The sequence below is a fragment of the Pseudoduganella aquatica genome, assembly GCF_009857595.1.
In the GTDB taxonomy this organism is placed as follows: domain Bacteria; phylum Pseudomonadota; class Gammaproteobacteria; order Burkholderiales; family Burkholderiaceae_D; genus Rugamonas; species Rugamonas aquatica_A.
Map to the genome: position 1 here is coordinate 60,280 of NZ_WWCU01000003.1, position 21,465 is coordinate 81,744.

Annotated in this window: 23 protein-coding genes; 10 read left to right on the forward strand and 13 right to left on the reverse strand. The window is 65.0% G+C overall.

Annotated features, from left to right (window positions below):
- Window positions 1-28: 28 nt before the first annotated feature.
- The 3 genes from GTP77_RS03845 to GTP77_RS03855 are packed head-to-tail and all read right to left on the reverse strand — an operon-like array spanning window position 29 to window position 1,689.
- Window positions 29-679, reverse strand: coding sequence for a DsbA family protein (locus tag GTP77_RS03845; protein WP_161070854.1), 651 nt, complete (start codon window positions 677-679; stop codon window positions 29-31).
- Entirely contained in the window at window positions 676-915 is a 240-nt protein-coding gene (locus GTP77_RS03850) for a tautomerase family protein (RefSeq protein ID WP_161070855.1), read from the reverse strand. The genes GTP77_RS03845 and GTP77_RS03850 overlap by 4 nt, the downstream gene beginning before the upstream one ends.
- A gap of 33 nt (window positions 916-948) precedes the next feature.
- On the reverse strand, window positions 949-1,689 hold the full coding sequence (locus tag GTP77_RS03855; protein WP_161070856.1) for an SDR family NAD(P)-dependent oxidoreductase: 741 nt from the start codon (window positions 1,687-1,689) through the stop codon (window positions 949-951).
- A 126-nt stretch (window positions 1,690-1,815) separates the two neighbouring features.
- On the opposite strand from GTP77_RS03855, the gene GTP77_RS03860 reads away from it, so the two are divergent.
- Window positions 1,816-2,733, forward strand: coding sequence for a LysR family transcriptional regulator (locus GTP77_RS03860; RefSeq protein WP_161070857.1), 918 nt, complete (start codon window positions 1,816-1,818; stop codon window positions 2,731-2,733).
- A gap of 403 nt (window positions 2,734-3,136) precedes the next feature.
- Here GTP77_RS03860 and GTP77_RS03865 read toward each other — a convergent pair whose 3' ends face one another.
- The 3 genes from GTP77_RS03865 to purM form a co-directional block, all read right to left on the reverse strand.
- A complete protein-coding gene (locus tag GTP77_RS03865; RefSeq protein ID WP_228893915.1) occupies window positions 3,137-4,093 on the reverse strand; it encodes an enoyl-CoA hydratase/isomerase family protein in 957 nt (318 codons plus the stop codon).
- An 11-nt stretch (window positions 4,094-4,104) separates the two neighbouring features.
- A complete protein-coding gene (locus GTP77_RS03870) occupies window positions 4,105-4,659 on the reverse strand; it encodes a flavodoxin family protein (RefSeq protein WP_161070858.1) in 555 nt (184 codons plus the stop codon).
- A 209-nt stretch (window positions 4,660-4,868) separates the two neighbouring features.
- Complete coding sequence (gene purM / locus GTP77_RS03875; RefSeq protein ID WP_161070859.1) at window positions 4,869-5,912, reverse strand: phosphoribosylformylglycinamidine cyclo-ligase; 1,044 nt, start codon at window positions 5,910-5,912, stop codon at window positions 4,869-4,871.
- A 139-nt stretch (window positions 5,913-6,051) separates the two neighbouring features.
- On the opposite strand from purM, the gene GTP77_RS03880 reads away from it, so the two are divergent.
- From GTP77_RS03880 to panB, 9 genes are all read left to right on the forward strand, one after another.
- The gene (locus tag GTP77_RS03880) at window positions 6,052-7,134 is read left to right on the forward strand and encodes an AI-2E family transporter (protein ID WP_161070860.1); all 1,083 of its coding nucleotides are present in this window, start codon (window positions 6,052-6,054) and stop codon (window positions 7,132-7,134) included.
- 36 nt (window positions 7,135-7,170) lie between these two features.
- Window positions 7,171-7,839, forward strand: a complete 669-nt coding sequence (gene hda, locus GTP77_RS03885; protein ID WP_161070861.1) for a DnaA regulatory inactivator Hda — start codon at window positions 7,171-7,173, stop codon at window positions 7,837-7,839.
- Window positions 7,839-8,510 (forward strand): histidinol-phosphatase, encoded by a 672-nt coding sequence (locus GTP77_RS03890; RefSeq protein WP_161070862.1) that lies wholly within the window; start codon window positions 7,839-7,841, stop codon window positions 8,508-8,510. The genes hda and GTP77_RS03890 overlap by 1 nt, the downstream gene beginning before the upstream one ends.
- Entirely contained in the window at window positions 8,503-10,077 is a 1,575-nt protein-coding gene (pcnB, locus tag GTP77_RS03895; RefSeq protein WP_161070863.1) for a polynucleotide adenylyltransferase PcnB, read from the forward strand. The genes GTP77_RS03890 and pcnB overlap by 8 nt, the downstream gene beginning before the upstream one ends.
- A complete protein-coding gene (gene folK, locus GTP77_RS03900) occupies window positions 10,074-10,571 on the forward strand; it encodes a 2-amino-4-hydroxy-6-hydroxymethyldihydropteridine diphosphokinase (RefSeq protein WP_161070864.1) in 498 nt (165 codons plus the stop codon). Before pcnB ends, folK begins: the two co-directional genes overlap by 4 nt.
- Window positions 10,572-10,624: 53 nt before the next feature.
- On the forward strand, window positions 10,625-11,248 hold the full coding sequence (locus GTP77_RS03905; protein ID WP_161070865.1) for a nucleotidyltransferase domain-containing protein: 624 nt from the start codon (window positions 10,625-10,627) through the stop codon (window positions 11,246-11,248).
- A complete protein-coding gene (locus GTP77_RS03910) occupies window positions 11,187-11,627 on the forward strand; it encodes a DNA-binding protein (protein WP_161070866.1) in 441 nt (146 codons plus the stop codon). The genes GTP77_RS03905 and GTP77_RS03910 overlap by 62 nt, the downstream gene beginning before the upstream one ends.
- Before the next feature lie 12 nt (window positions 11,628-11,639).
- Window positions 11,640-11,975 (forward strand): DMT family protein, encoded by a 336-nt coding sequence (locus tag GTP77_RS03915; RefSeq protein ID WP_161070867.1) that lies wholly within the window; start codon window positions 11,640-11,642, stop codon window positions 11,973-11,975.
- A 120-nt stretch (window positions 11,976-12,095) separates the two neighbouring features.
- Complete coding sequence (gene panB, locus GTP77_RS03920) at window positions 12,096-12,998, forward strand: 3-methyl-2-oxobutanoate hydroxymethyltransferase (RefSeq protein WP_161070868.1); 903 nt, start codon at window positions 12,096-12,098, stop codon at window positions 12,996-12,998.
- A gap of 147 nt (window positions 12,999-13,145) precedes the next feature.
- On the opposite strand, the gene GTP77_RS03925 is transcribed toward panB, so the two are convergent.
- From GTP77_RS03925 to GTP77_RS03955, 7 genes are all read right to left on the reverse strand, one after another.
- A complete protein-coding gene (locus tag GTP77_RS03925; protein WP_161070869.1) occupies window positions 13,146-14,633 on the reverse strand; it encodes an aldehyde dehydrogenase in 1,488 nt (495 codons plus the stop codon).
- Window positions 14,634-14,739: 106 nt separating this feature from the next.
- Window positions 14,740-15,591 (reverse strand): ABC transporter permease, encoded by an 852-nt coding sequence (locus tag GTP77_RS03930; RefSeq protein ID WP_371869322.1) that lies wholly within the window; start codon window positions 15,589-15,591, stop codon window positions 14,740-14,742.
- A complete protein-coding gene (locus GTP77_RS03935; protein WP_161070870.1) occupies window positions 15,588-16,505 on the reverse strand; it encodes an ABC transporter permease subunit in 918 nt (305 codons plus the stop codon). The genes GTP77_RS03930 and GTP77_RS03935 overlap by 4 nt, the downstream gene beginning before the upstream one ends.
- Window positions 16,506-16,532: 27 nt before the next feature.
- On the reverse strand, window positions 16,533-17,669 hold the full coding sequence (locus GTP77_RS03940) for an ABC transporter ATP-binding protein (RefSeq protein ID WP_161070871.1): 1,137 nt from the start codon (window positions 17,667-17,669) through the stop codon (window positions 16,533-16,535).
- Window positions 17,670-17,870: 201 nt separating this feature from the next.
- Complete coding sequence (locus GTP77_RS03945) at window positions 17,871-19,247, reverse strand: aspartate aminotransferase family protein (protein WP_223149300.1); 1,377 nt, start codon at window positions 19,245-19,247, stop codon at window positions 17,871-17,873.
- Between the two features lie 13 nt (window positions 19,248-19,260).
- On the reverse strand, window positions 19,261-20,631 hold the full coding sequence (locus tag GTP77_RS03950; RefSeq protein ID WP_161070873.1) for a glutamine synthetase family protein: 1,371 nt from the start codon (window positions 20,629-20,631) through the stop codon (window positions 19,261-19,263).
- A 76-nt stretch (window positions 20,632-20,707) separates the two neighbouring features.
- Window positions 20,708-21,463, reverse strand: coding sequence for a gamma-glutamyl-gamma-aminobutyrate hydrolase family protein (locus GTP77_RS03955; RefSeq protein ID WP_161070874.1), 756 nt, complete (start codon window positions 21,461-21,463; stop codon window positions 20,708-20,710).
- Window positions 21,464-21,465 lie beyond the last annotated feature (2 nt).

Below are 21,465 nucleotides of genomic sequence, written 5' to 3' on the forward strand. Positions count from 1 at the left end.
CGGCTGGCGCCCTCCCCATGCCGCAGCGCTATGCGGCGGCAGCCACGTGCTGCAAGGTTGCCTGCAATTGCTGCTCCAGCTTGTCGGCATGGGCGTAGCCGGGGCTGATCTCGTACAGGCCGTCGCCGGTGTTCAGCAGCAGCGCGGGGAAGCTGCGGATGCCCAGCGAACGCACATGCGAGAACTCGGCCGACGTCACGGCGATGGCCGCCGCGCTATGCCACTCCGCATGCAGGGCGGCGGCCGTCACCGCATGGCCGTCCTGTGCCAGCGCCGCCGACGCCACTTCGGCCAGCACCGCGCCGTCGGTCGTGTCCAACCCATCGACATAGAACGCATGCTGCAGGGCGCGGAACACGGCCAGCTGGTCGGCCTGCGGCGCCAAGCGCCGCACCGCTACCACGGCGCGGCAAATCGGCTCGGTGTCGTAGACGAAGTTCTCGCGCGCCAGGAGCGCGGCGCGGTTGAACGGCAGGCCGCTGGCTTCTTCCACCCTGGCCCAGTGGCCGAGGCGGAATTGCTTGCCGGTGTCGTCCAGCAGATCGGTGGCGCCGGCGCGCACGCCGCCCACCAGGATCTGCAGGTCCAGTTCCGGGTGGCGCTGCGTCAGGGCCGTCAGCTCCTTGCCGAAGCCGTAGCACCACGAGCACATCGGGTCGCCGGCGAAGACCAGCTTCATGACTTGTCTCCCAGCTTGGCCGCCGCGCGGGCTGCCGCTTCGCGCGCGCGCATGGTGACCACGTTCTCGCGGTTCACGCCCCAGCTGTCCATCTCCACTTCGTCGATGATGACGAAGGTGGTGGCCGGGTTCTTGTTCAGCACGCGCTGCAGCAGGTCGGTTGCGCCTTCGATCAGTTCCAGCTTCTGCGCAGGGGTGGCGCCTTCTTTGGTGATGCGGATATTTACGTATGGCATGGTGATTCTCCTTGAGCCAGGGTTGAGGTTTGCTTACCAGGTGCCGGCCGCTGCGCCGCCGTCGACCACGGCCACGGTGCCGCTGACGAAGGACGAGCCGGTCAGGTACAGCACGGCGTTGACGATGTCGTCGGTCTCGCCGATACGGTTGCTGGGCGACAGGCCTTTCAGGAAATTCTGCGTGCCTTCGTCGCTGCCGTGCATCGGGGTGCGGATGATGCCGGGCGCCACCGCATTGACTTGCACGTTGGCGCCAGCCAGCTCAATCGCCAGGCCGCGCGTGGCGTGGTTCAGGCCGCCCTTGATCAGGATGGGCAGCAGCGCGTTGACTTTGGCGTTGGGCTGCTCGGCGATGGAAGCGGTGATGGTGACGATGTGGCCGGCCTTGTTGGCGCTCATGTGGCGCGCAGCCTGCTGCGACGGGTAGAAGAAGCCCATCAGGTTGGTGCCGACGATGGTGTTGACTTCTTCCTCGGTGTAGTCGCCCACGGCCTTCGGCAGGAAGATGCCGGCGTTGTTGATCAGGATGTCCACTTTGCCGAAGGCCGCAATGGCTTGGTCGAACAGGGCGGCTGCGGTGGAGGCCAGCGCGATGTCGCCGGGCACTTGCAGGAAGTTGGCCGGGTTGCCCAGCTGGGCGGCGGCGGTCTGCAGGCCGTCGGCGCTGCGGGCGTTGCCGACCACGTTGTAGCCGCGTTCCAGGTAGGCCTTGGCGATGGCAAAGCCGATGCCGCTCGAGGCGCCGGTGACGATGACGGTTTTGTTGGTGTTCATGGTGTGCTCCAGTTCAGTTGTGTGGGTGACCGCTGGGTTTGTGTGCGGCATGGAACACACTTTACTTATTCCATTCGAGCCAATAAATAGCTAATATGGAACATGACTTAATACACGGTGTAATCTATGCAGCGGAACTTCGACGAAATGCAGCTCGGCACGATCGAGCTGTTCTGCCAGGCGGCGGAACTGGGCAGCTTCACGGCGGCGGCCAACCAGAGCGGCGTGACGCCGGCGGCGGTGAGCCGCTCGATCGCGCGGCTGGAGGAGCGGCTGGGGGTGCGGCTGTTCGTGCGCACCACGCGCCAGATCCGGCTGACGGACGGCGGCCAGCGCTACTACGAGCAGTGCCGCGAGGCGCTGGACCGGCTGCTGGAAGCGGAGCGCGAAGTGACCGGCGCGCAGAAGGCGCCGGCCGGGCCGCTGCGCATCAGCGTGCCCACGCCCTATGGCCACTACCGGCTGCTGCCCATGCTGCCCGAGTTCCGCGCGCTGTATCCCGAGGTGACGGTGCAGGTGCACATCAGCAACCGGAACATCGATTTCGCCGACGAAAGCTACGACATGGTGGTGCGCGGGCGCGACCCGGCCGATTCATCGCTGATCGCGCGCAAGCTGGAGGATGCGGAACTGGTGCTGGTGGCGGCGCCGGCGTATCTGAAGCGGGCCGGCGCGCCGAAGTCGCTGGAGGCGCTGAAACAGCACGAGTGCATCCAGTTCGACCTGCCCAGCAGCGGACGCAAGATCCCTTGGCAGTTCAAGGTGGACGGCAAGCAGATCGACGTGATGACCAGCGGCGGCTACACCTGCGCCGAGGACGTGCTCGGCATCGTGACGCTGGCGCGCGCCGGCGCCGGGCTGGCGCAGACCTACCGCTATATCGTCGAGCGCGACCTGGCGGACGGCTCGCTGGTGGAGCTGCTGCCGCAATTCGGCGGCACCTCGCGCCCCTTCATCCTGCTGTACCCGCACGCGCGCCACCTGTCGCTGCGGGTGCGCGCCTTTGTCGATTTCATGACGGCGCGGCTGGGGAAGCGAGGCTGACGACTAGGCCGCCGCCTCAACCTTGGCTGATGCGTTCAGTTCGATTCGGAGAACCGACCGGGGGTCAATCTTCTTGCGTGCCTTGACCAAGCTGTGACTGGTCTGCATCGACATCGCACAGCTTTAAATATTCTCCAGGGTGCATAGTAATCACAGTTATCTCCCGTCTGGCGTTGCACCTTGCGCAACCTGCAATTCAAGGTAGGTAGCGTGATAGCGCATGTCAAGCTCATGCAAGGAGAACGTTGTGAGTATTCGAGCAAAGGATGAGGACATACTGAAGGGCTGGCAGTTGCAATTCGATCTCGACGATCCTGACAGTGGCGCTGTCAAGAACGTCGATATTGTGCAAATCCCCCTGAGACAACGTTAGGGCATTTTCCTGCTGCGGAGCCGGAGTCGCTTATTTGCGGTAGGCGGCCGTGGCGCGGCCCAGGTTGTCCTCGATGCCGCCGGGCTGCTGCAAGCCCTGCTCCACCAGCGTTTTCAGGCGCTGCTGGGTGGCCGGCCGCTTGACCGAGGCGATAAAGGCGTCCCAGCCTGGCTGCATTTCGGCGTCCGGCGGCAGGCTGGCCAGGTTCACCAGCGCCTTGGTGTCGACGATGGCGGCGCGCTCGAAGGAGGCGATGCGGCGCGCCATGGTATCGACGAAGCCGTCCAGCTCGGCGTCCGGCAGCGAACGGTTGACGTAGCCGTAGCGCTCGGCCACGTCGCCGTTGATGTCGTCCGAGGCCACCAGGATTTCCAGCGCGCGGCCGCGTCCCACCAGGCGCGGCAGGCGCGCCATCGGGCCGCCGCCCGCCACCAGGCCGGCGCCCACTTCCCATTGCGACAGCACGGCTTTTTCGCGGCTGGCGAAGCGCATGTCGGTGGCCAGTATCAGCTCGCTGCCGATGCCGGTGGCGCGGCCCCGGATCGACGAGATGGTGACAATCGGCAGGCGGGCGATGCGCACCATCAGGTCCGGCACCGGGTGCATGCCGGTGGGGCCGGGCGCCATGCCGGTCGACTCTTCCAGCGGCGTGAGCAGGTCGTAGTGGGCGATGAAACTGCCCGGGATGGCGCTGTCGAACACCACCACCTGCACCTGCTGGTCGGCTTCGATCGCTTCCACGATACCGACCAGTTCGCGCACCTCCTTCGGCCCGACGATGTTCAGCGGCGCGTTGGCGAAAGTGACTTTCCAGTAGGCCGGGGTGACGCGGGTCAGGCGGATCTTGGCGTCCGGCGCTTCAGCGCCGATGGGCGCTGCGGCTGTAGGTGCCGCTGCCTGGGCGGCGCCGGCGAAGCTGGCGGCAAGGGCGGCGGCGGCGAAGGCCCCGGTCAGCGCGGCGGTCGCGCGTTTCATGGCGAAGTTCATGCTGGCTCTCCTCAAGCAAGACGCGCGGTGACTTGGCGGATGCGTTCGCCGAACAGGCGCGCGGTCTTCAGGTCGCCGGCGGGGATCTCGTCCACCGACGCGTCCGACGGCGTGGCGGTGGCCAGGCCGGCGAAGGAGGACAGGTAGTTCACATCGTCGCGGTGCGCGTTCTTGGCGTTGCTCGGCATCATGCCGGTGCCGGCCCACAGCATGCCGTGCTGCTGCGCCAGGGTGAACAGGGTGTACAGCGTGGTCTGCTTGTCGCCGGCCACCGAGGCCGAGTTGGTGAAACCGGCCGCCAGCTTGTCCTTCCAGCCCTGCTTGAACCATACCGACGAGGCGGTGTCGGCAAAGCGCTTGAACTGCCAGCTCACGTTGCCCATGTAGGTGGGCGAGCCGAAGATGATGGTTTGCGCCTTGGCCAGCAAGTCCCAGCCCGCTTCGGGCAGCTGGCCTTCGGCGTCGATAGCCAGCAAGGTTCCCTCACTGCCGGCGGCGACGGCCTCGGCGATCTTGGCGGTGTGGCCGTAGCCGCTGTGGTACACGATGACGATATTCGAATTCATGATTTTTCTCCGGATTGTGATGTTGGGATGGCGCTGCTGCCGTCGTTTCCGTTCGGCATGGAACTACTATAATTATTCTCAACGAGAACATAAACCACACAATCAGCAATTCATTTAATACACCATGTAATCAATAAGGACGTAAAAAAGGCATGCCGGGGCATGCCTTTGACGTTGCAGCGGCGCGGATCAGGTCCGCGCCTTGGGCATTACACCACCACGCACTGGTGTTCGCCTTCCGCCGAGGCGCGGATGGCGCCGATGCGGTAGACGGTCTCGCCGGCCGCTTGCAGCTGGGCCATCGCGGCGTCCGCGTTCTCGGCCGAGACGATCACCGTCATGCCGATGCCGCAGTTGAACACGCGGTGCATTTCAGCGTCGGCCACGCCGCCGTGCTGCTGCAGCCACTGGAACAGCGGCGGCAGGGTCCACGATTTGCCGTCCAGCTCGCAGGTCAGGCCGGGCTGCAGCACGCGCGGGATGTTTTCCACCAAGCCGCCGCCGGTGATGTGCACCAGGCCTTTGACTTCCATCGCGGCCATCAGCGCCAGCAGCGGCTTGACGTAGATGCGGGTCGGCTCCATCAGCACGTCGGCCAGCTTGCGGCCGTGGAAGTCGCCTTCCAGGTCCGGCTTGGCCACTTCGATGATCTTGCGCACCAGCGAATAGCCGTTCGAGTGCACGCCCGACGAGGCCAGGCCCAGCACCACATCGCCCGGGGCGATCTTCTTGCCGTCGATGATATTGGCTTTCTCCACCACGCCCACCGCGAAACCGGCCAGGTCGTATTCGCCGGCTGGGTACATGCTCGGCATCTCGGCGGTTTCGCCGCCGATCAGCGCCGCGCCGGACTGCTCGCAGCCCAGGGCGATGCCCTTGATGACGTCGGTGGCCTGCGCCACGTCCAGCTTGCCGCAGGCGAAGTAGTCCAGGAAGAACAGCGGCTCGGCGCCCTGCACCAGGATGTCGTTCACGCTCATGGCCACCAGGTCGATGCCCACGGTGTCATGGCGGTTCAGCTCGAAAGCCAGCTTGAGCTTGGTGCCCACGCCGTCCGTGCCGGACACCAGCACCGGCTCTTTGTACTTCTTGCTGATCTCGAACAGCGCGCCGAAGCCGCCGATGCCGGCCATCACGCCTTCGCGCATGGTGCGCTTGGCGAACGGCTTGATCGCATCGACTAAAGCATCACCCGCGTCGATATCGACGCCGGCGTCACGGTAGGACAGGGAAACATTAGAAGTTTGGCTCATGGTGTATTTCGCAGCGGAGGCGGTAAAATAGAAGGCGGTGGCCGGAATTCGTGCAAATCTGACGCAAAACCCGGCAAGTCCGCTATTTTATCAAAATGCCCCGTCAACCTGCCGTTTTTAAGAAAAACATCTTCCCCACATGCCATTTCCCCTCTCGGTCGAACAAAAACAAACGGCATTCTGGGTAGCATTGTGGCTGGCATTGGGTGTGCTGCTGGTGGCGCTGGGCCCCATCCTCACGCCTTTCCTGGCGGCGGCCATCATCGCCTACGCGCTCAATCCGGGCGTGGACCGCATCGACCATCTGCGCCTGGGCCGCTTCGACGTGCCGCGCCCGCTGGCGGTGGTCATCGTGGTGCTGCTGTTCCTGTGCGCCATCCTGTCGCTGGTGCTGATCGTGGTGCCGGTGCTGCAGACCGAGATCCCGCTGCTGCAGGCGCAGATTCCCGCCTTCCTGGCCAAGGCCAACGACCTGCTGGGACCGCGCCTGCGCGAAATGGGCATCAAGGTGCAGCTCGACAGCGCCGGCATCAAGAAGCTGGTGTCGCAGCAGATGGTCAGCAGCGGCGACGAGATCTGGGCCGCCGTGCTGGCCTCGGCGAAGGTGGGCGGCACCGCCGTGCTGGGCTGGATCGCCACCGTGGTGCTGGTGCCGGTGCTGCTGTTCTACCTGCTGCTGGACTGGCATCCCATGCTGGCGCGCATCGCCGGCGCCGTGCCGCGCCGCTATATCGGCGCCACCGTGGCCATGGCCGAGGAGGTCGACACCCTGCTGGCGCAGTACCTGCGCGGCCAGCTGCTGGTGATGGTGGTGCTGGCGGTGTACTACTCGACCTGCCTGGCCATCGCCGGCTTCGACGTGGCGCTGCCGGTCGGCATCCTGACCGGCCTGCTGGTGTTCATTCCCTACCTGGGCTTCGGCCTGGGCCTGGCGCTGGCCCTGATCGCCGCCGTGCTGCAGTTCACCGACTGGAGCGGCGTGGTGGCGGTGGCCGTGATCTACGGCGCCGGCCAGGTGATCGAGGGCTTTTTCCTCACGCCGCGCCTGGTGGGCGAGCGCATCGGCCTCAATCCGCTGGCGGTGATCTTCGCGCTGCTGGCCTTCGGCCAGCTGTTCGGCTTTGTCGGCGTGCTGCTGGCCCTGCCCGCTTCGGCCATCCTGATGGTGGCCTTCAAGCATCTTCGCGGCCACTACTTGCGCAGCAGCTTTTATAATGCGTAGTGTGAAGACGAATTTGCAAACTGTGGGGCGCGAGCCATGAAGCAACTGGTGCTGGATTTAGGCGCCGAGCCTGTGCTCACCCTCGATTCCTTCGAAGTGGGTCAAAACGCCGAGGTGGCCGCGCTGATGCGCGAGTTCGCCGGCCGCACTTCGCGCGAACACTTCGCCTACCTGTGGGGCGACGGCGGCGCGGGCAAGAGCCATATCCTGAAGGCGCTGGGCGCGTGCGAGCGCGCGCGCTACATCTCGCCGTTCTCGATCGAATCGGAATTCGTGTACTCGCCGGAAGTGGACCTGTACCTGCTGGACGACTGCGAAAAGCTGTCGCCGCTGGCGCAGATCGACGCCTTCGCCCTGTTCAACGAGATCCGCGCCAACAACGCCTTCATGGTGTGCAGCGGCGCCGTGGCGCCGGCCGTGCTGCCGGTGCGCGAGGACCTGCGCACGCGCATGGGCTGGGGCCTGATCTACCGCCTGCACGGCCTGACCGACGATGAGAAGATTGCCGCTTTGACCACGGCGGCGGCGGCCCGCGGGTTGACGCTGTCGCCCGGCGTGTTACCCTATTTGCTGTCCCACTACCGGCGCGACATGCGCTCGCTGTCGGAAATGCTGGACGCGCTGGACCAGTATTCCCTTGAAACCCAACGTCCTATTACCCTGCCGCTGCTGCGTGAATGGCTGCAGGCGGAAGCGAAAGAATAATGAACCTGGCCCTGTTTGACCTCGACCATACCCTGCTGCCCATCGATTCGGATTACGAATGGGGCCAATTCCTGTGCCGCATCGGCGCCGTCGACGCGCAAGCCTTCGCGGCCCGCAACCAGGCCTTCTTCGCCCAGTACCAGGCCGGCACGCTGGACCCGGTCGAATACCTGGAGTTCTCGCTCGGCACGCTGGCCGGCTTCCCGCGCGCCAAGCTGGACGAGATGCACGCCCAGTTCATGCGCGAAGTGATCGCCCCGGCCATCCGCCCGTCGGCGCGCGCGCTGCTGCAAAAGCACCTGGGCCAGGGCGACCTGGTGGCCATCGTCACGGCCACCAACCACTTCGTCACCGCGCCCATCGCCGCCGCGCTGGGCATCGAGCACCTGATCGCGGCCATGCCGGAAGTGGCGGCCGACGGCAGCATCACCGGCAAACTGGTGGGCACCCCCACCCAGGGCGCCGGCAAAGTGGTGCACACCAAGGCCTGGCTCGAAAAACTGGGCAAGCGCCTGGAAGACTTCGAGACGGTCCACTTCTACAGCGACTCGCACAACGACATTCCGCTGATGTCGGTCGTCACCCACCCGGTGGCCACCAATCCGAACGCCGCACTGACCAGCCACGCCGCCGAAAAAGGCTGGCCCACGATAAATATATTCAATGATTAAGAAATTGATCCGCAAAATCCTCGGCGTCAAAGAAGCTCCGGTACGCGACACCAGCGTGCCGGTCATCCTGGGCGCCCAGCAGCACGGCATCGAGCCGCGCCTGCTGTCCTCCAACGCCGTGCGCGTGACCAGCACCCTGCAGGACGCGGGCTACCAGGCCTTCGTGGTCGGCGGCGCCGTGCGCGACCTGCTGCTGGGCGTGAAGCCGAAAGACTTCGACATCGCCACCGACGCCACGCCCGAGCAGGTGAAGCGCCTGTTCCGGCGCGCCTTCATCATCGGCAAGCGCTTCCAGATCGTGCACGTGATGTTCGGCCAGGACCTGCTGGAGGTGACCACCTTCCGCGGCCCGTCGATCGAGAACGCGCCCAAGGATGAACACGGCCGCGTCCTGCGCGACAACACCTTCGGCACCATGGCGGAGGACGCCGAACGGCGCGACTTCACCATCAACGCCATGTACTACAACCCGGCCAGCGAGGAAGTGTGGGACTACCACGGCGGCATCGAGGACATCCGCGCCAAGACGCTGCGCATCATCGGCGTGCCGGAAGCGCGCTACCGTGAAGACCCGGTGCGCATGCTGCGCGTGACGCGCTTCGCCGCCAAGCTGGGCTTCCAGATCGAGCCCGGCACGCGCGAACCCATCACCGTGATGGCGCCGCTGATCGACAACGTGCCGCCTGCGCGCGTGTTCGACGAGATGCTCAAGCTGCTCATGTCCGGCCACGCGCTGGCCTGCTTGCAGCAGCTGCGCAAGGAAGGCCTGCACCACGGCCTGCTGCCGCTGCTGGACGTGGTGCTGGAACAGCCGCTGGGCGTGAAGTTCGTCACGCTGGCGCTGGATTCGACCGACCGCCGCATCCACGCCGGCAAGACCGTCTCGCCAGGCTTCCTGTTCGCGTCGCTGCTGTGGCACCAGGTGCTGGAGAAGTGGAACGCGTACAAGGCATCCGGCGAATTCCCGATTCCCGCGCTGCACCTGGCGGCGGACGAAGTGCTCGACTCGCAGACCGAGAAGCTGGCCTTGCAGCGCAAGATCGGCTCCGACATGCGCGACATCTGGTCGATGCAGCCGCGCTTCGAGCGCCGCACCGGCAAGAACCCGTACAAGCTGCTGGAGCACCTGCGCTTCCGCGCCGGCTACGACTTCCTGCTGCTGCGCTGCGCCTCGGGCGAGATCGACGCCGAGCTGGGCGAATGGTGGACCGCCTTCTACGACGGCGACGAAACCGAACGCGAACAGCTGGTTGCCGGCCTGAGCCAGAGCGGCGGCGCAGCGGGCGGCGCCAAGCGCAAGCGTCCACCGCGCCGCGGCGGCCGCAACAAGGGCGAAGCCGGCGGCGATGAAGGCGGCAGCGGCGACGCAGGCTACGGCGGCCAGGCAGACAGCGGCTACGCGGAAGCCGGCCACGCGGGCGGCCATGCAAGCGGCACCGAAGGTGCACCGGCGCCACGCGAACCGCGTCCGCCACGCGCGCGCGCGCCGCGCCCTCCCCGCAACCGCGCCCCTGCCGGCTCGGACTCGGGCAATGGCGGCGGCAATGGTGGTAATAGCGGCGAATGAACGCGGTATTGAGCACCATGAGCACCACAGCCTACATAGGCATCGGCGCCAACCTGGGTGATGCGCAGGCCAACGTGCAGGACGCCATCGCGCGCCTGCGCGCCCTGCCCGGCAGCACCGTGAGCGCCGTCTCCTCGCTGTACCGCACCGCCCCGATCGACTCCAGTGGCGACGACTACATCAACGCCGTGGCCTGCCTGGAAACGGAGCTGGGACCGGAAGAGCTGCTGCAAGCGCTGCAAGGCATCGAACTGGCGCACGGCCGCGAACGTCCCTACCGCAACGCCCCGCGCACGCTGGACCTCGACGTGCTGCTCTACGGCCAGCAGGAAATCAAAACCCCCGCGCTGCAAGTGCCGCACCCGCGCATGTGCGAGCGCGCCTTCGTCATCATCCCCCTGCTGGAAATCGACCGCAGCATCAACATCCCCGGCCGCCTGCGCGCCGCCTGCTTTGAATCCGCCGTCGCCGGCCAAGGCATCACCCGGCTCTAGACGCCGTATCCCAATCGGAGACAACCGTCTCCGATTGGGATACACTTGCAGGCATGCTCGCCGATTTCCTTTTAGGCCCGTTCCGTGCCCGCATTCTGTCGGCGCTATTGCTGCGCCCAGAAGACTCATGGCACGTGCGCGAACTGGCGCGCCAACTGGACGCCCTGCCTGGCAGCGTGAACCGCGAACTGATCAAACTCACCGAGGCTGGCATTCTGGTCCGCCAGCAAATCGGCAACCAAATCCACTACCGCGCCAATCCCGCGTGCCCGATCCTTGACGAGATCACCAGCCTGCTGCGCAAAACCTCCGGCCTGGCAGACCAGATTAGCTCCGCTCTCCAGCCTCTTTCGCCGCAAATCGAATGCGCCTTCATTTTCGGCTCCGTCGCGCGGGGAAAAGAGCAAGCCTTCTCAGATATCGATATCCTTGTGCTAGGCGATATCGGCTTCAACCAAATTGTGGCAACCTTGCATCCACTGCAAACTACTTTACGCCGCGAAATCAATCCGGTCACGTATCGCACCGAGGATTTCCAGCAAAAGCTCGCCAGCGGCAATACCTGGGCGAGCGAAGTAGCAAACAACCCCAAACTATTCGTGATAGGCAACGCCGATGACTTTGGAAAACTTATTGAAGATAGGCCGCCTGTCACTATTGGCCCCAAGCCGCGATGACATCCAGCGCCTGCTTGAAGCAGCCAAGCGCAATCTCGCGGACGCCAAAGTGGATGCAGTAAGCGAAGAGAGCCGATTCGACTCCGCCTACAAATGCATCATGCAGTGCGCCATGGCCACGCTGCGAGCAAGCGGATATCGCACATCCACGAACCAGCCTGGCCACCATCAGACGGCAATCCAGGCCCTGCCTCTGACCATAGGCCTCGACAGCAAAACGATGGTCCTGCTGGACACCTTCCGCAAACAACGCAACATCTCGGATTACAATGGCGATCCAATCAGCCCTTCGCTTCTCGAAGCATGCATCGCCGAAGCCGGGGCGATGCTGGTGCGCGTAGAAGCCTGGCTCACTGCGGCATACCCTGATCTGAAATAACGACACAATCCTATGCAAACACTCCTGCTCCTCGCCGCCTCCAACATTTTCATGACTGTCGCTTGGTACTGGCACTTGAAGGGCGGGATGAACAAGCCGCTGTTCATGGTCATCATGATCAGCTGGACGATTGCGTTCGTGGAGTACTGCCTGGCGGTGCCGGCCAACCGGATCGGCTTTGCCAGCGGCTGGAGCGCCGGACAGCTGAAGGTGACGCAGGAAGCCATCGCGCTGATCGTGTTCGGCGTGTTCATGGTGACCGTGCTGGGCGAGCCGGTGAGCTGGCGGCACCTGGCGGCGTTCGGCTGCATCATGGCGGCCGTGGCCTTCCTGTTTGTCGGCAAATAGTGGCCGCCGTCTATTTCGGTTTCCCACGATGAAAAGAAAGTTCGTTCGCGGGTAGAATACGCGGTTTGGCGGCAGGGATTACACTGGCGCCACCGGGATTACACTACTTGAGGAACATCCATGTCTGGTTATTTGCAAGGTAACGAAATGGCGGGCAGCGCTCCTGTGCCGGCCGCTGGTGCGAACACTGCGGCTGCAGCTCCGGCTGCGGCGCCGGCAAAACCCGTGGCGCAAAAGGCGGTCACCATCCCCGCGCTGAACGCGCGTAAAGCCGCCGGCGACAAGATCACCATGCTGACCTGCTATGACGCCAGCTTCGCTTCGCTGATGGACCGCTGCGGCGTGGAAGTTCTGCTGATCGGCGATTCGCTGGGCATGGTGTGCAACGGCCTGGATTCGACGCTGCCGGTGACGCTGGACGAAGTGGCTTACCACACCAAGGCTGTCGCGCGCGGCAACAAGTCGGCACTGGTGCTGGCCGATATGCCGTTTGGCACCTACGCCAACCCGCAGCAGGCGTTCGACAACGCGGTCAAGCTGATGCAGGCCGGCGCGCACATGGTGAAGATCGAGGGCGGCGCGTGGCTGGCCGATACCGTGAAGTTCCTCACCGAGCGCTCGGTTCCTGTCTGCGCCCACCTGGGCCTGACGCCGCAGTCGGTGCACCAGCTGGGCGGCTACAAGGTGCAGGGCAAGACCACCGAGAGCGCGGATCTGCTGAAGGCCGATGCGCTGAAGCTGCAGGCCGCAGGCGCCGCCATGGTGGTGCTGGAGGCGATTCCTACGCAGCTAGGCAAGGAAGTGACCGAGCTGCTGACCATGCCGACCATCGGCATCGGCGCCGGTCCGGACTGCTCGGGCCAGGTGCTGGTGATGCACGACCTGCTGGGCGTGTTCCCGGGCCGCAAAGCACGCTTCGTGAAGAACTTCATGGACGGACAGACCAGCATTGATGCGGCAGTCAGCGCTTACGTGGCGGCAGTCAAGGACGGCTCTTTCCCGGCGCAGGAACACTGCTTCTGATTGCGGGCAATGGCGGGTTACGCACTGCGTGCCAACCCGCCCTACGCAACCTCCGCGCCCTCCGCGCCCTCCGCGCCCTCCGTGCCCACGGACAGATCGTGGATTCGTAGGGCGGGTTAGCGCCGCCGGCGCGTAACCCGCCAAGCTTCAGCCTATCTGTATCCAGGTGGTTTTCAGCTCGGTGTACTTGTCGAACGCGTGCAGCGATTTGTCGCGGCCGTTGCCGGACTGTTTGTAGCCGCCAAAGGGCACTGTAATGTCGTCGCCGTCGTATTGGTTGACGTGCACCGTGCCCGCCCTTAGCGCCCGCGCCACCTGGATCGCCTTGCTCATATTGGCGCTCCATACCGCCGCCTGCAAGCCATACGGCGTGGCGTTGGCCTGCTTCACGGCGTCCTGCACGTCGGTGAAACCGAGCACCGACAGCACCGGCCCGAATATCTCCTCCTGCGCTATCTTCATGCTGCTGTCGACCTGGTCGAACAAGGCCGGCGCGACATAGTAGCCGCCGCTTTGCGCGCGCTCGCGCCCGCCGCCCGCCAACAGGCGCGCCCCGCCCTGCAGGCCCGCTTCGATATAGCCCAGCACCGTTTTCATCTGCACCTCGTCCACGATGGCGCCCATCACCGTGGCTTCGTCCAGCGGATCGCCCGGCTGGTAGCGCGGCATCATGGCCAGCGCTTTCTCGATGAAGCGCTCGCGGATGGACTCCTCCACAAACAGGCGCGACGGCGCGTTGCAGCTCTCGCCCTGGTTGAAATAGATGGAGCCGACCGCCGCTTCCACCGCCGCGTCCAGGTCCGGGCAGTCGGCGCAGACGATGTTGGCGGACTTGCCGCCCAGCTCAGTCCAGGCCCGCTTCAGGTTCGACTGTCCCGCCATCTGCATGATCTGCTTGCCCACGCGCGTGGAGCCGGTGAAGGCGATGCAGTCCACGTCCATGTGCAGCGCCAGCGCGCTGCCTGCCTCGTTGCCAAAGCCCGGCAGCACGCTGAACACGCCGGGCGGTATGCCCGCCGCCAGCGCCAGCTCGGCCAGCCGCAAGGAGGTCAGCGGCGCCTTCTCCGACGGCTTGAGCACCACGCTGTTGCCCGCCGCGAGCGCAGGGGCGATCTTCCACGCGGCCATGATCATGGGGTAGTTCCACGGGATGACCGCGCCCACCACGCCCACCGGCTCGCGCGTGATCAGCGCCAGGCTGTTGCTGGCGGTGGGGGCGATTTCGTCGTACACCTTGTCCACCGCTTCGCCGTACCAGCGGATGCAGTTGGCGGCGGCGCCCACGTCCACGCTCTGGCTGTATTTGATGGGCTTGCCCATGTCCAGCGTCTCCAGCAGCGCCAGCTCGGCGGCGTTCTGCTGGATCAGGTCCGCAAAGCGTATCAGCACGCGCTTGCGCTTGGCGGGCGCCATGCCGGACCAGCGGCCGTCCTCGAACGCGGCGCGCGCGCCCTGTACCGCCGCGTCCACGTCGGGCGCGCCGCAGCGGGCGACGGCGGCCAGCTTGCGGCCATCTATGGGGGAGTGTTTGTCGAACTGCTGTCCGGTGCGGGACCAGGCCCGCTCGCCGTTGATGAAGGCGCGGCCGTCGATGTTCAGCGCCAGTGCGCGCTCGTGCCAAAGTGCGTCTGCCATGCTGTGCTCCTTGTCGTGGGCCGGCTCGGCGCTTGGCGGGTTACGGCGCGGCGCGCCTAACCCGCCCTACGCATCTGCGCAGGGCGCGGCCGGGTGTTCCCCGATTCTACGCTTTACCTGCGCCGGAGACTTGCCTGATTCGTGCGCGCTGGGAGCGCGCCATGATGATGCTGGAGACGACCACCGCCACTGTCACCACCAGGATGGTGATGGCCGCAACGGCGTTCACGCGCGGGTCCAGGCCCAGGCGGGCGCGGGAGAAGATCACGAGCGGCATGGTGGACGAGCCGGGGCCGGACAGGAAGGCCGACAGCACCACGTCGTCCAGCGACAGCGTGAACGTGAGCAGCCAGGCCGAGGCCAGCGCCTGCTTGATGTTGGGCAGGGTGACCAGGAAGAACACCTGGTGCGGACGGCAGCCCAGGTCCATCGCCGCTTCTTCCAGCGACTTGCTCATCTCCTGCAGGCGTGACTGCACCACTACGGTGGCGTAGGCCATGCCCAGCAGCGTGTGGCCGATCCAGATCGTGCCCAGGCCGCGCTCGGGGAAGCCGAACATCTTCTGCACCGACACCAGCATGAGCAGCAGCGACAGGCCGATGATCACTTCCGGCATCACCAGCGGCGCGCTGGCCATGGCCGAGAACAGCGTGCGGCCGGCGAAGCGGCGGTAGCGGTTCAGCACAAAGGCGGCGAAGGTGCCCAGCACCACCGAGGAGCAGGCCGTCAGGAAGGCGATGCGCAGCGACAGTCCGAAGCCGGAAATGATCTCGGCATCGTTCATCAATTCGCCGTACCACTGGGTGGAGAAGCCGCTCCACACCATGTCCTGGCGCGAGCTGTTGAACGAGAACACCACCAGCACGATGATGGGCAGGTAGAGGAACAGGTAGCCGAGCGAAAGCCAGCCGCGGCCGAACCAGCGCGGGATCAGGGTGCCTTTCATGGTGTTGCTCATTTACGGCCTCCTTCGCTTTGTTCGGCCTGGTATTTATTCAGGATGGCCATGGGCACCAGGATCAGCAGGATGACCACTACGGTGACGGAGGACGCCATCGGCCAGTCGTTATTGGTAAAGAACTCGTCCCACAGCACGCGGCCTATCATCAGCGTTTCCGGACCGCCCAGCAGCTCGGGGATGACATACTCGCCCACGGCGGGAATGAACACCAGCATGGAACCGGCGATGATGCCGGATTTCGACAGCGGCACCGTGATGCGCCAGAAGGCTTGCCACGGCGTGGCGCCCAGGTCGGCCGCAGCTTCCAGGAAGCGCAGGTCCATCTTGGCCAGGTTGGTGTAAAGCGGCAGTATCATGAACGGTAGGTAGGCGTACACCATGCCGATCACCAGCGAGAACGAGGTGTTCATCATGTGCAGCGGCTCGGCGATAAAACCCATGGACATGAGGAAGTGGTTCAGGATGCCCTGGTTGGCCAGGATGCCCTTCCAGGCGTAGATGCGCAGCAGGAAGGAGGTCCAGAACGGCAGCATCACCATCATCAGCAGCACCGGACGCAGCGACGGCCGGGCGCGCGCCATGAAGTAGGCGAAGGGGTAGCCGATCAGCAGGCAGCAGGCGGTGGTGATGGCGGCGTACTTGAGCGAACTGAGATAGGTCAGCACATACAGTTCGTCGGCCGCGATGAACAGGTAGTTCGATACCTTGATCTTGATGTCGACGATACCGTCGGCATAGGTGGCCAGCGTGCCGAAGGGGTTGCCGGCATCCACTTCGGTGAAGCTGATGCGCGCCACGATCAGGAAGGGGATCAGGAAGGCGCCGATCAGCCACACATAGGGCACGGAGATGACGGCGGTGCGGCCGTTCAGCCAGCGCAGCGTCAGCAGGTCTTTGAGGAACTTGGACATGGGGTGCGGTCTCTCAGGTTCGGCCGCTTAGCGGGTCAGCACGACGACGTCGCTGCCGTCCCACCATGCGTGCACGCGCTGGTCGCGCTGCAGGCTGGCCTCGGCGTGGCGGGCCGAGTTGGTGCGCGCCACCTTGATCTGCATGCCGCTGTCCAGCTTCACCAGGTAGTGGGTCTCGTTGCCGAAGTAGGAGATCGCCTTGATCACGCCCTGCACGCAGTTGTGGCCGTGCTCCTCCACCTTGGCGCGCTGCGACATGGTGGGCGCGTTCGGCTGCAGCACGATCTTCTCGGGGCGCACGGCCACCGTCACTTCCATATTGTCGGTGCCGGTGATTCCGTGGCTGACGTAGTGGCTGGTCTCGTCCGATTCTATGACAACGTAGCCCGGCTGGTCTTCGGTGACGCGGCCTTCGAACAGGTTGACCGAGCCGATGAAGTCGGCCACGAAGCGGCAGTTCGGGGTTTCGTAGATTTCGCCCGGCGCGCCCACCTGCAGGATGCGGCCTTCGCTCATGATGGCGATGCGGGTGGCCATGCTCATGGCTTCGTCCTGGTCATGCGTGACCATCACGCACGTCACGCCAACCTGCTCGATGATGTTCACCAGTTCGACCTGGGTGTGCTCGCGCAGCTTCTTGTCCAGCGCGCCCAGCGGCTCGTCAAGCAGCAGCAGCTGCGGGCGCTTGGCCAGGCTGCGCGCCAGCGCCACGCGCTGCTGCTGGCCGCCGGACAACTGGTGCGGCTTGCGCTTGCCATAGGCGGTGAGCTGGACCAGGGACAGCATGTGGTCCACGCGCGCGGCCACTTCGTGCGCCGGCAGGCCGTCGCGGCGCAGGCCGAAGGCGATGTTGTCCCAGACCGAGAGGTGCGGGAACAGCGCGTAGGACTGGAACATCATATTGATAGGACGCTCGTATGGCGGCGTGCTGACGATGTCCTTGCCGTCCAGCGTGATGCCGCCCGAAGTCGGCGTTTCAAAGCCGGCCAGCATGCGCAGCAGGGTCGACTTGCCGCAGCCCGAACTGCCCAGCAGGGCGAAAATCTCGCCCTTGTTGATCGACACCGTAACATCGTTCACGGCGCGCACGCCGTCAAAATCCTTGACCAGGTTGCGGATTAACAGGAAAGGCTGGCCAGCGTCGGCGGGTTGGGCTGTCGTCATATTGGCTAGTAAACAAACTTTATTAAAATGCACGCGCACGGCGAAGCCGCACGGCAAAAGACGTGATTATAAATGCAGCATATCCAGGAAGACTACCTAAATGCTGGCGGGTTACGCACTCCGTGCTAACCCGCCCTACGAAATGTGCAGCTTGTGACCAAAAGCGTAGGGCGGGTTAGGCGGGACGCCGTAACCCGCCATTCACAGCCAGCCGCGCCCGCGCACTTCCTCAAGGGTGAGATCCAGCGCGCGGCGGATCAGGGCCACCATCTCGTCGATCTGCGCGTGCGTCATGACGAGCGGCGGGGCGATGATCATGCGGTCACCCACGGCGCGCATGATGATGCCGGTGTTGAACATATGCGCGCGGCACAGCATGCCCACGCCCAGCGCGGGGTCGAAACGCACCTGGTAATGCACATTCTCCGCCTTGCGCTTGACGAGGTTCAGTCCCGCCACGAAGCCGCAGGTTTCGGCCGTGCCCACCAGCGCATGGTCCGCCAGCGCGCCGAAGGCATGCTTCAGATACGGCCCGGTGTCGTTCGCCACGCGTTCGACCAGGCCCTCGTCCTCGATAATGCGCAGGTTCTCCAGCGCCGCCGCGCAGGCCACCGGGTGGCCGGAATACGTGAAGCCGTGATTGAAGTCGCCGCCCTGCCCTATCAGCACGTCCGCCACGCGGCTGCCCACCAGCACCCCGCCCAGCGGCACATAACCTGAAGTGACACCCTTGGCGAAGGTGATCAGGTCCGGCTTGTAGGGCTCTGAGGCAAACCAGCGCCCCAGCCGCCCGAAGCCGGTGATCACCTCGTCGGCGATGAGCAGGATGCCGTACTTGTCGCAGATGCGGCGGATTTCGGGCCAGTAGCTGTCCGGCGGAATAATCACGCCGCCCGCGCCCTGCACAGGTTCGCCGATGAAGGCGGCCACCTTGTCCGGCCCCACTTCCAGTATCTTCGCCTCCAGCCAGGAGGCGGCGCGCAGGCCGAATTCGTCCGGCGTGAGGCCCACGCCGTCGTCGTAGTAATTGGGCTGGCCGATGTGGACGATGCCGGGTATGGGCAAGCCGCCCTGCTCGTGCATGCCGCTCATGCCGCCCAGCGAGGCGCCCGCCATGGTGCTGCCGTGGTAGGAGTTGTGGCGGCTGATGATGACGTGGCGCTCCTTGAAACCCATCAGGTCCCAGTAGCGGCGCACCATGCGCACATTGGTGTCGTTCGCCTCCGAGCCGGAGCCGGTGAAGAACACATGGTTGAAGCCTTCCGGCGCCAGCTGCGACAAACGCGCCGCCAGCCGCACCGCCGGCACGTTGGTGGTGTTGAAAAAGCTGTTGTAGAAGGGCAGCGTCTCCATCTGCTCGTACACGGCTTTGGAGATGCTGGTGCGGCCGTAGCCCACCGCCACGCACCACAGCCCGGACATGCCGTCCAGGATCTTGTTGCCTTCCGAGTCCCACAGGTAGATGCCCTCGCCGCGGACCATCACGCGCGCGCCCTTCCGGCCCAGCGCCTGGTGGTCGGTGAAGGGATGCAGATAGTGCGCGTGGTCCTGCTGCTGGATGGTCTTGGTGTCTGTCATGATGGTCTCCCGGTCAGACATGCAGCAGCAGGTGTTCGCGTTCCCAGGGGCTGATCACGGTCATGAATTCCTGGTGCTCCAGGTCCTTGATTGCCGCGTACACGTCGATAAAGCGGTCGCCCAGCACGGCGCGCAGCTTGTCCTCGCGGCGCAGCGCGGCCAGCGCTTCGGGCAGGCCTTGCGGCAGTTCGTAGCGCATGTCGTAGGCGCTGCCCGTGGTGGCCGGCGTGGGTTCGAGCTGCTCGGTCATGCCGAGGTAGCCGCAGGCCAGCGTGACGGCCAGCGCCAGGTAGGGATTGGCGTCCGCGCCGATGATGCGGTTTTCCACGCGCCGGTCCTGCACGCCGGACTCCGGCACGCGGAAGCCCACGGTGCGGTTGTCCACGCCCCACTGGATATTGATAGGCGCGGCGGTGTGCCGCACCAGACGGCGGTAGGAATTCACATACGGCGCCACGATGGCCATCGCCGAAGGCATGTAGCGCTGCAGGCCGCCGATGTAGTGCTTGAACACGGCGGCCGGCGAGCCGTCCTCGTTGCTGAAGATATTGCGGCCGGTCTTCTCGTCGACCACGCTCTGGTGCACATGCATGGCCGATCCGGGCTCCCCCGCCATGGGCTTGGCCATGAAGGTGGCGTACATGTCGTGCTTCAGGGCCGCCTCGCGCAAGGTGCGCTTGAAGAAGAACACCTTGTCGGCCAGGCCCAGCGGGTCGCCGTGCAGGAAATTGATCTCCATCTGCCCCGCGCCGATTTCGTGGATCAGCGTGTCCACGTCCAGGCCCATCAGGTCGCAGTAGTCGTAGATGTCCTCGAACAGCGGATCGAACTCGTTCACCGCGTCGATGCTGTAGATCTGGCGGCTGGTCTCGGCGCGGCCGCTGCGGCCTATGGGCGCCTTCAGCGGCAGGTCCGGATCGATATTCTTGGCGGTCAGGTAGAACTCCAGCTCGGGCGCCACAACAGGCCTCCAGCCGCGCTCCGCGTACAGCTTGAGCACGCGCCGCAGCACGGTGCGCGGCGCAAAATCCACCAGCGCGCCGTCGGCGAAGTAGCAGTCGTGTATCACTTGCGCGGTGGGGTCCGTGGCCCACGGCACCATGGTGATGGTGGTGGGATCGGCGCGCAAGATCATGTCGCGGTCGGTGGAGGAGATGGCGCGGTCGTAGGCAGCGTCGTCGGTCGGGTAATTGCCGGTGACGGTCATGCCCAGCACCGCCTCGGGGATGCGCATGCCGCGCTCCTGCGTGAATTTCCCGCGCGGCAGGATCTTGCCGCGCGCAACGCCGGTCAAGTCGGGGACCAGGCATTCAATCTCTGTGACCCGTTTTTCATTGAGCCACAAATCCATATCGGTGTAGGTGAAGTTTTCGCGGATAGCCATAATGAGCTCTCTAAAAGTCTTGATCTGGCACGGCCAGTTGCGGGCCGTGCGCCATGCGACTGCAATGAGAGCGCAGCTAAGGAATGCGTTCCTGGTAAGTGCGGCAAGCCTGCCCGAAGGCCTTGAATATTTTCATGGAGTCCGGATTGGCGGCGAACTGCCATTCCGGATGCCATTGCACCGCCAGCGTAAAACCCGGCGCTGTGGAGACGGAACAGGCTTCCACCAGCCCGTCGTCGGCGGTGGCTTCCGCCACCAGCCCTGGCGCAAGACGGTCCACGCCCTGCCCATGCAGGGAGTTGACCATGATCTCGCCGGCGCCGCCGAGTATGCGCGCCAGCGTGCAGCCCGGCGCGATCTGCACGCGATGCGCCGGGCCGTACTGCTTTTCCAGCGGATCGAGCGGACTGTCGCGGTGGTCCATCATGCCCGGCACTTCCTGCACGGCCTGGTGCAGCGTGCCGCCCAGCGCCACATTGAGTTCCTGGAAGCCCCGGCAGATCGCCAGCAGCGGTATGCCGCGCTTGATGGCAGCGCGTATCAGCGGCAGCGTGGTGGCGTCGCGCGCGGCGTCCTGCGGGAGCTCCAGGTTGAGCACCTCCTGGCCATAAAGAATGGCTTGCACATTGGAGGCCGAGCCGGTCAGCATCACGCCGCCGGCGGCGGCCAGCACGGTTTCAAAGTCGGTTTTCGCGCCCAGTGCGGGCAGGATCAGCGGCATGCAGCCCGCCCCCTGTACAACGGCGTCGATGTACTTGGAATGCACGGCGTGGTCGGGATGCGCTCCGATATGCCGCGAGCAGGCGGGGACGATGACTAATGGCTGGCGCATGG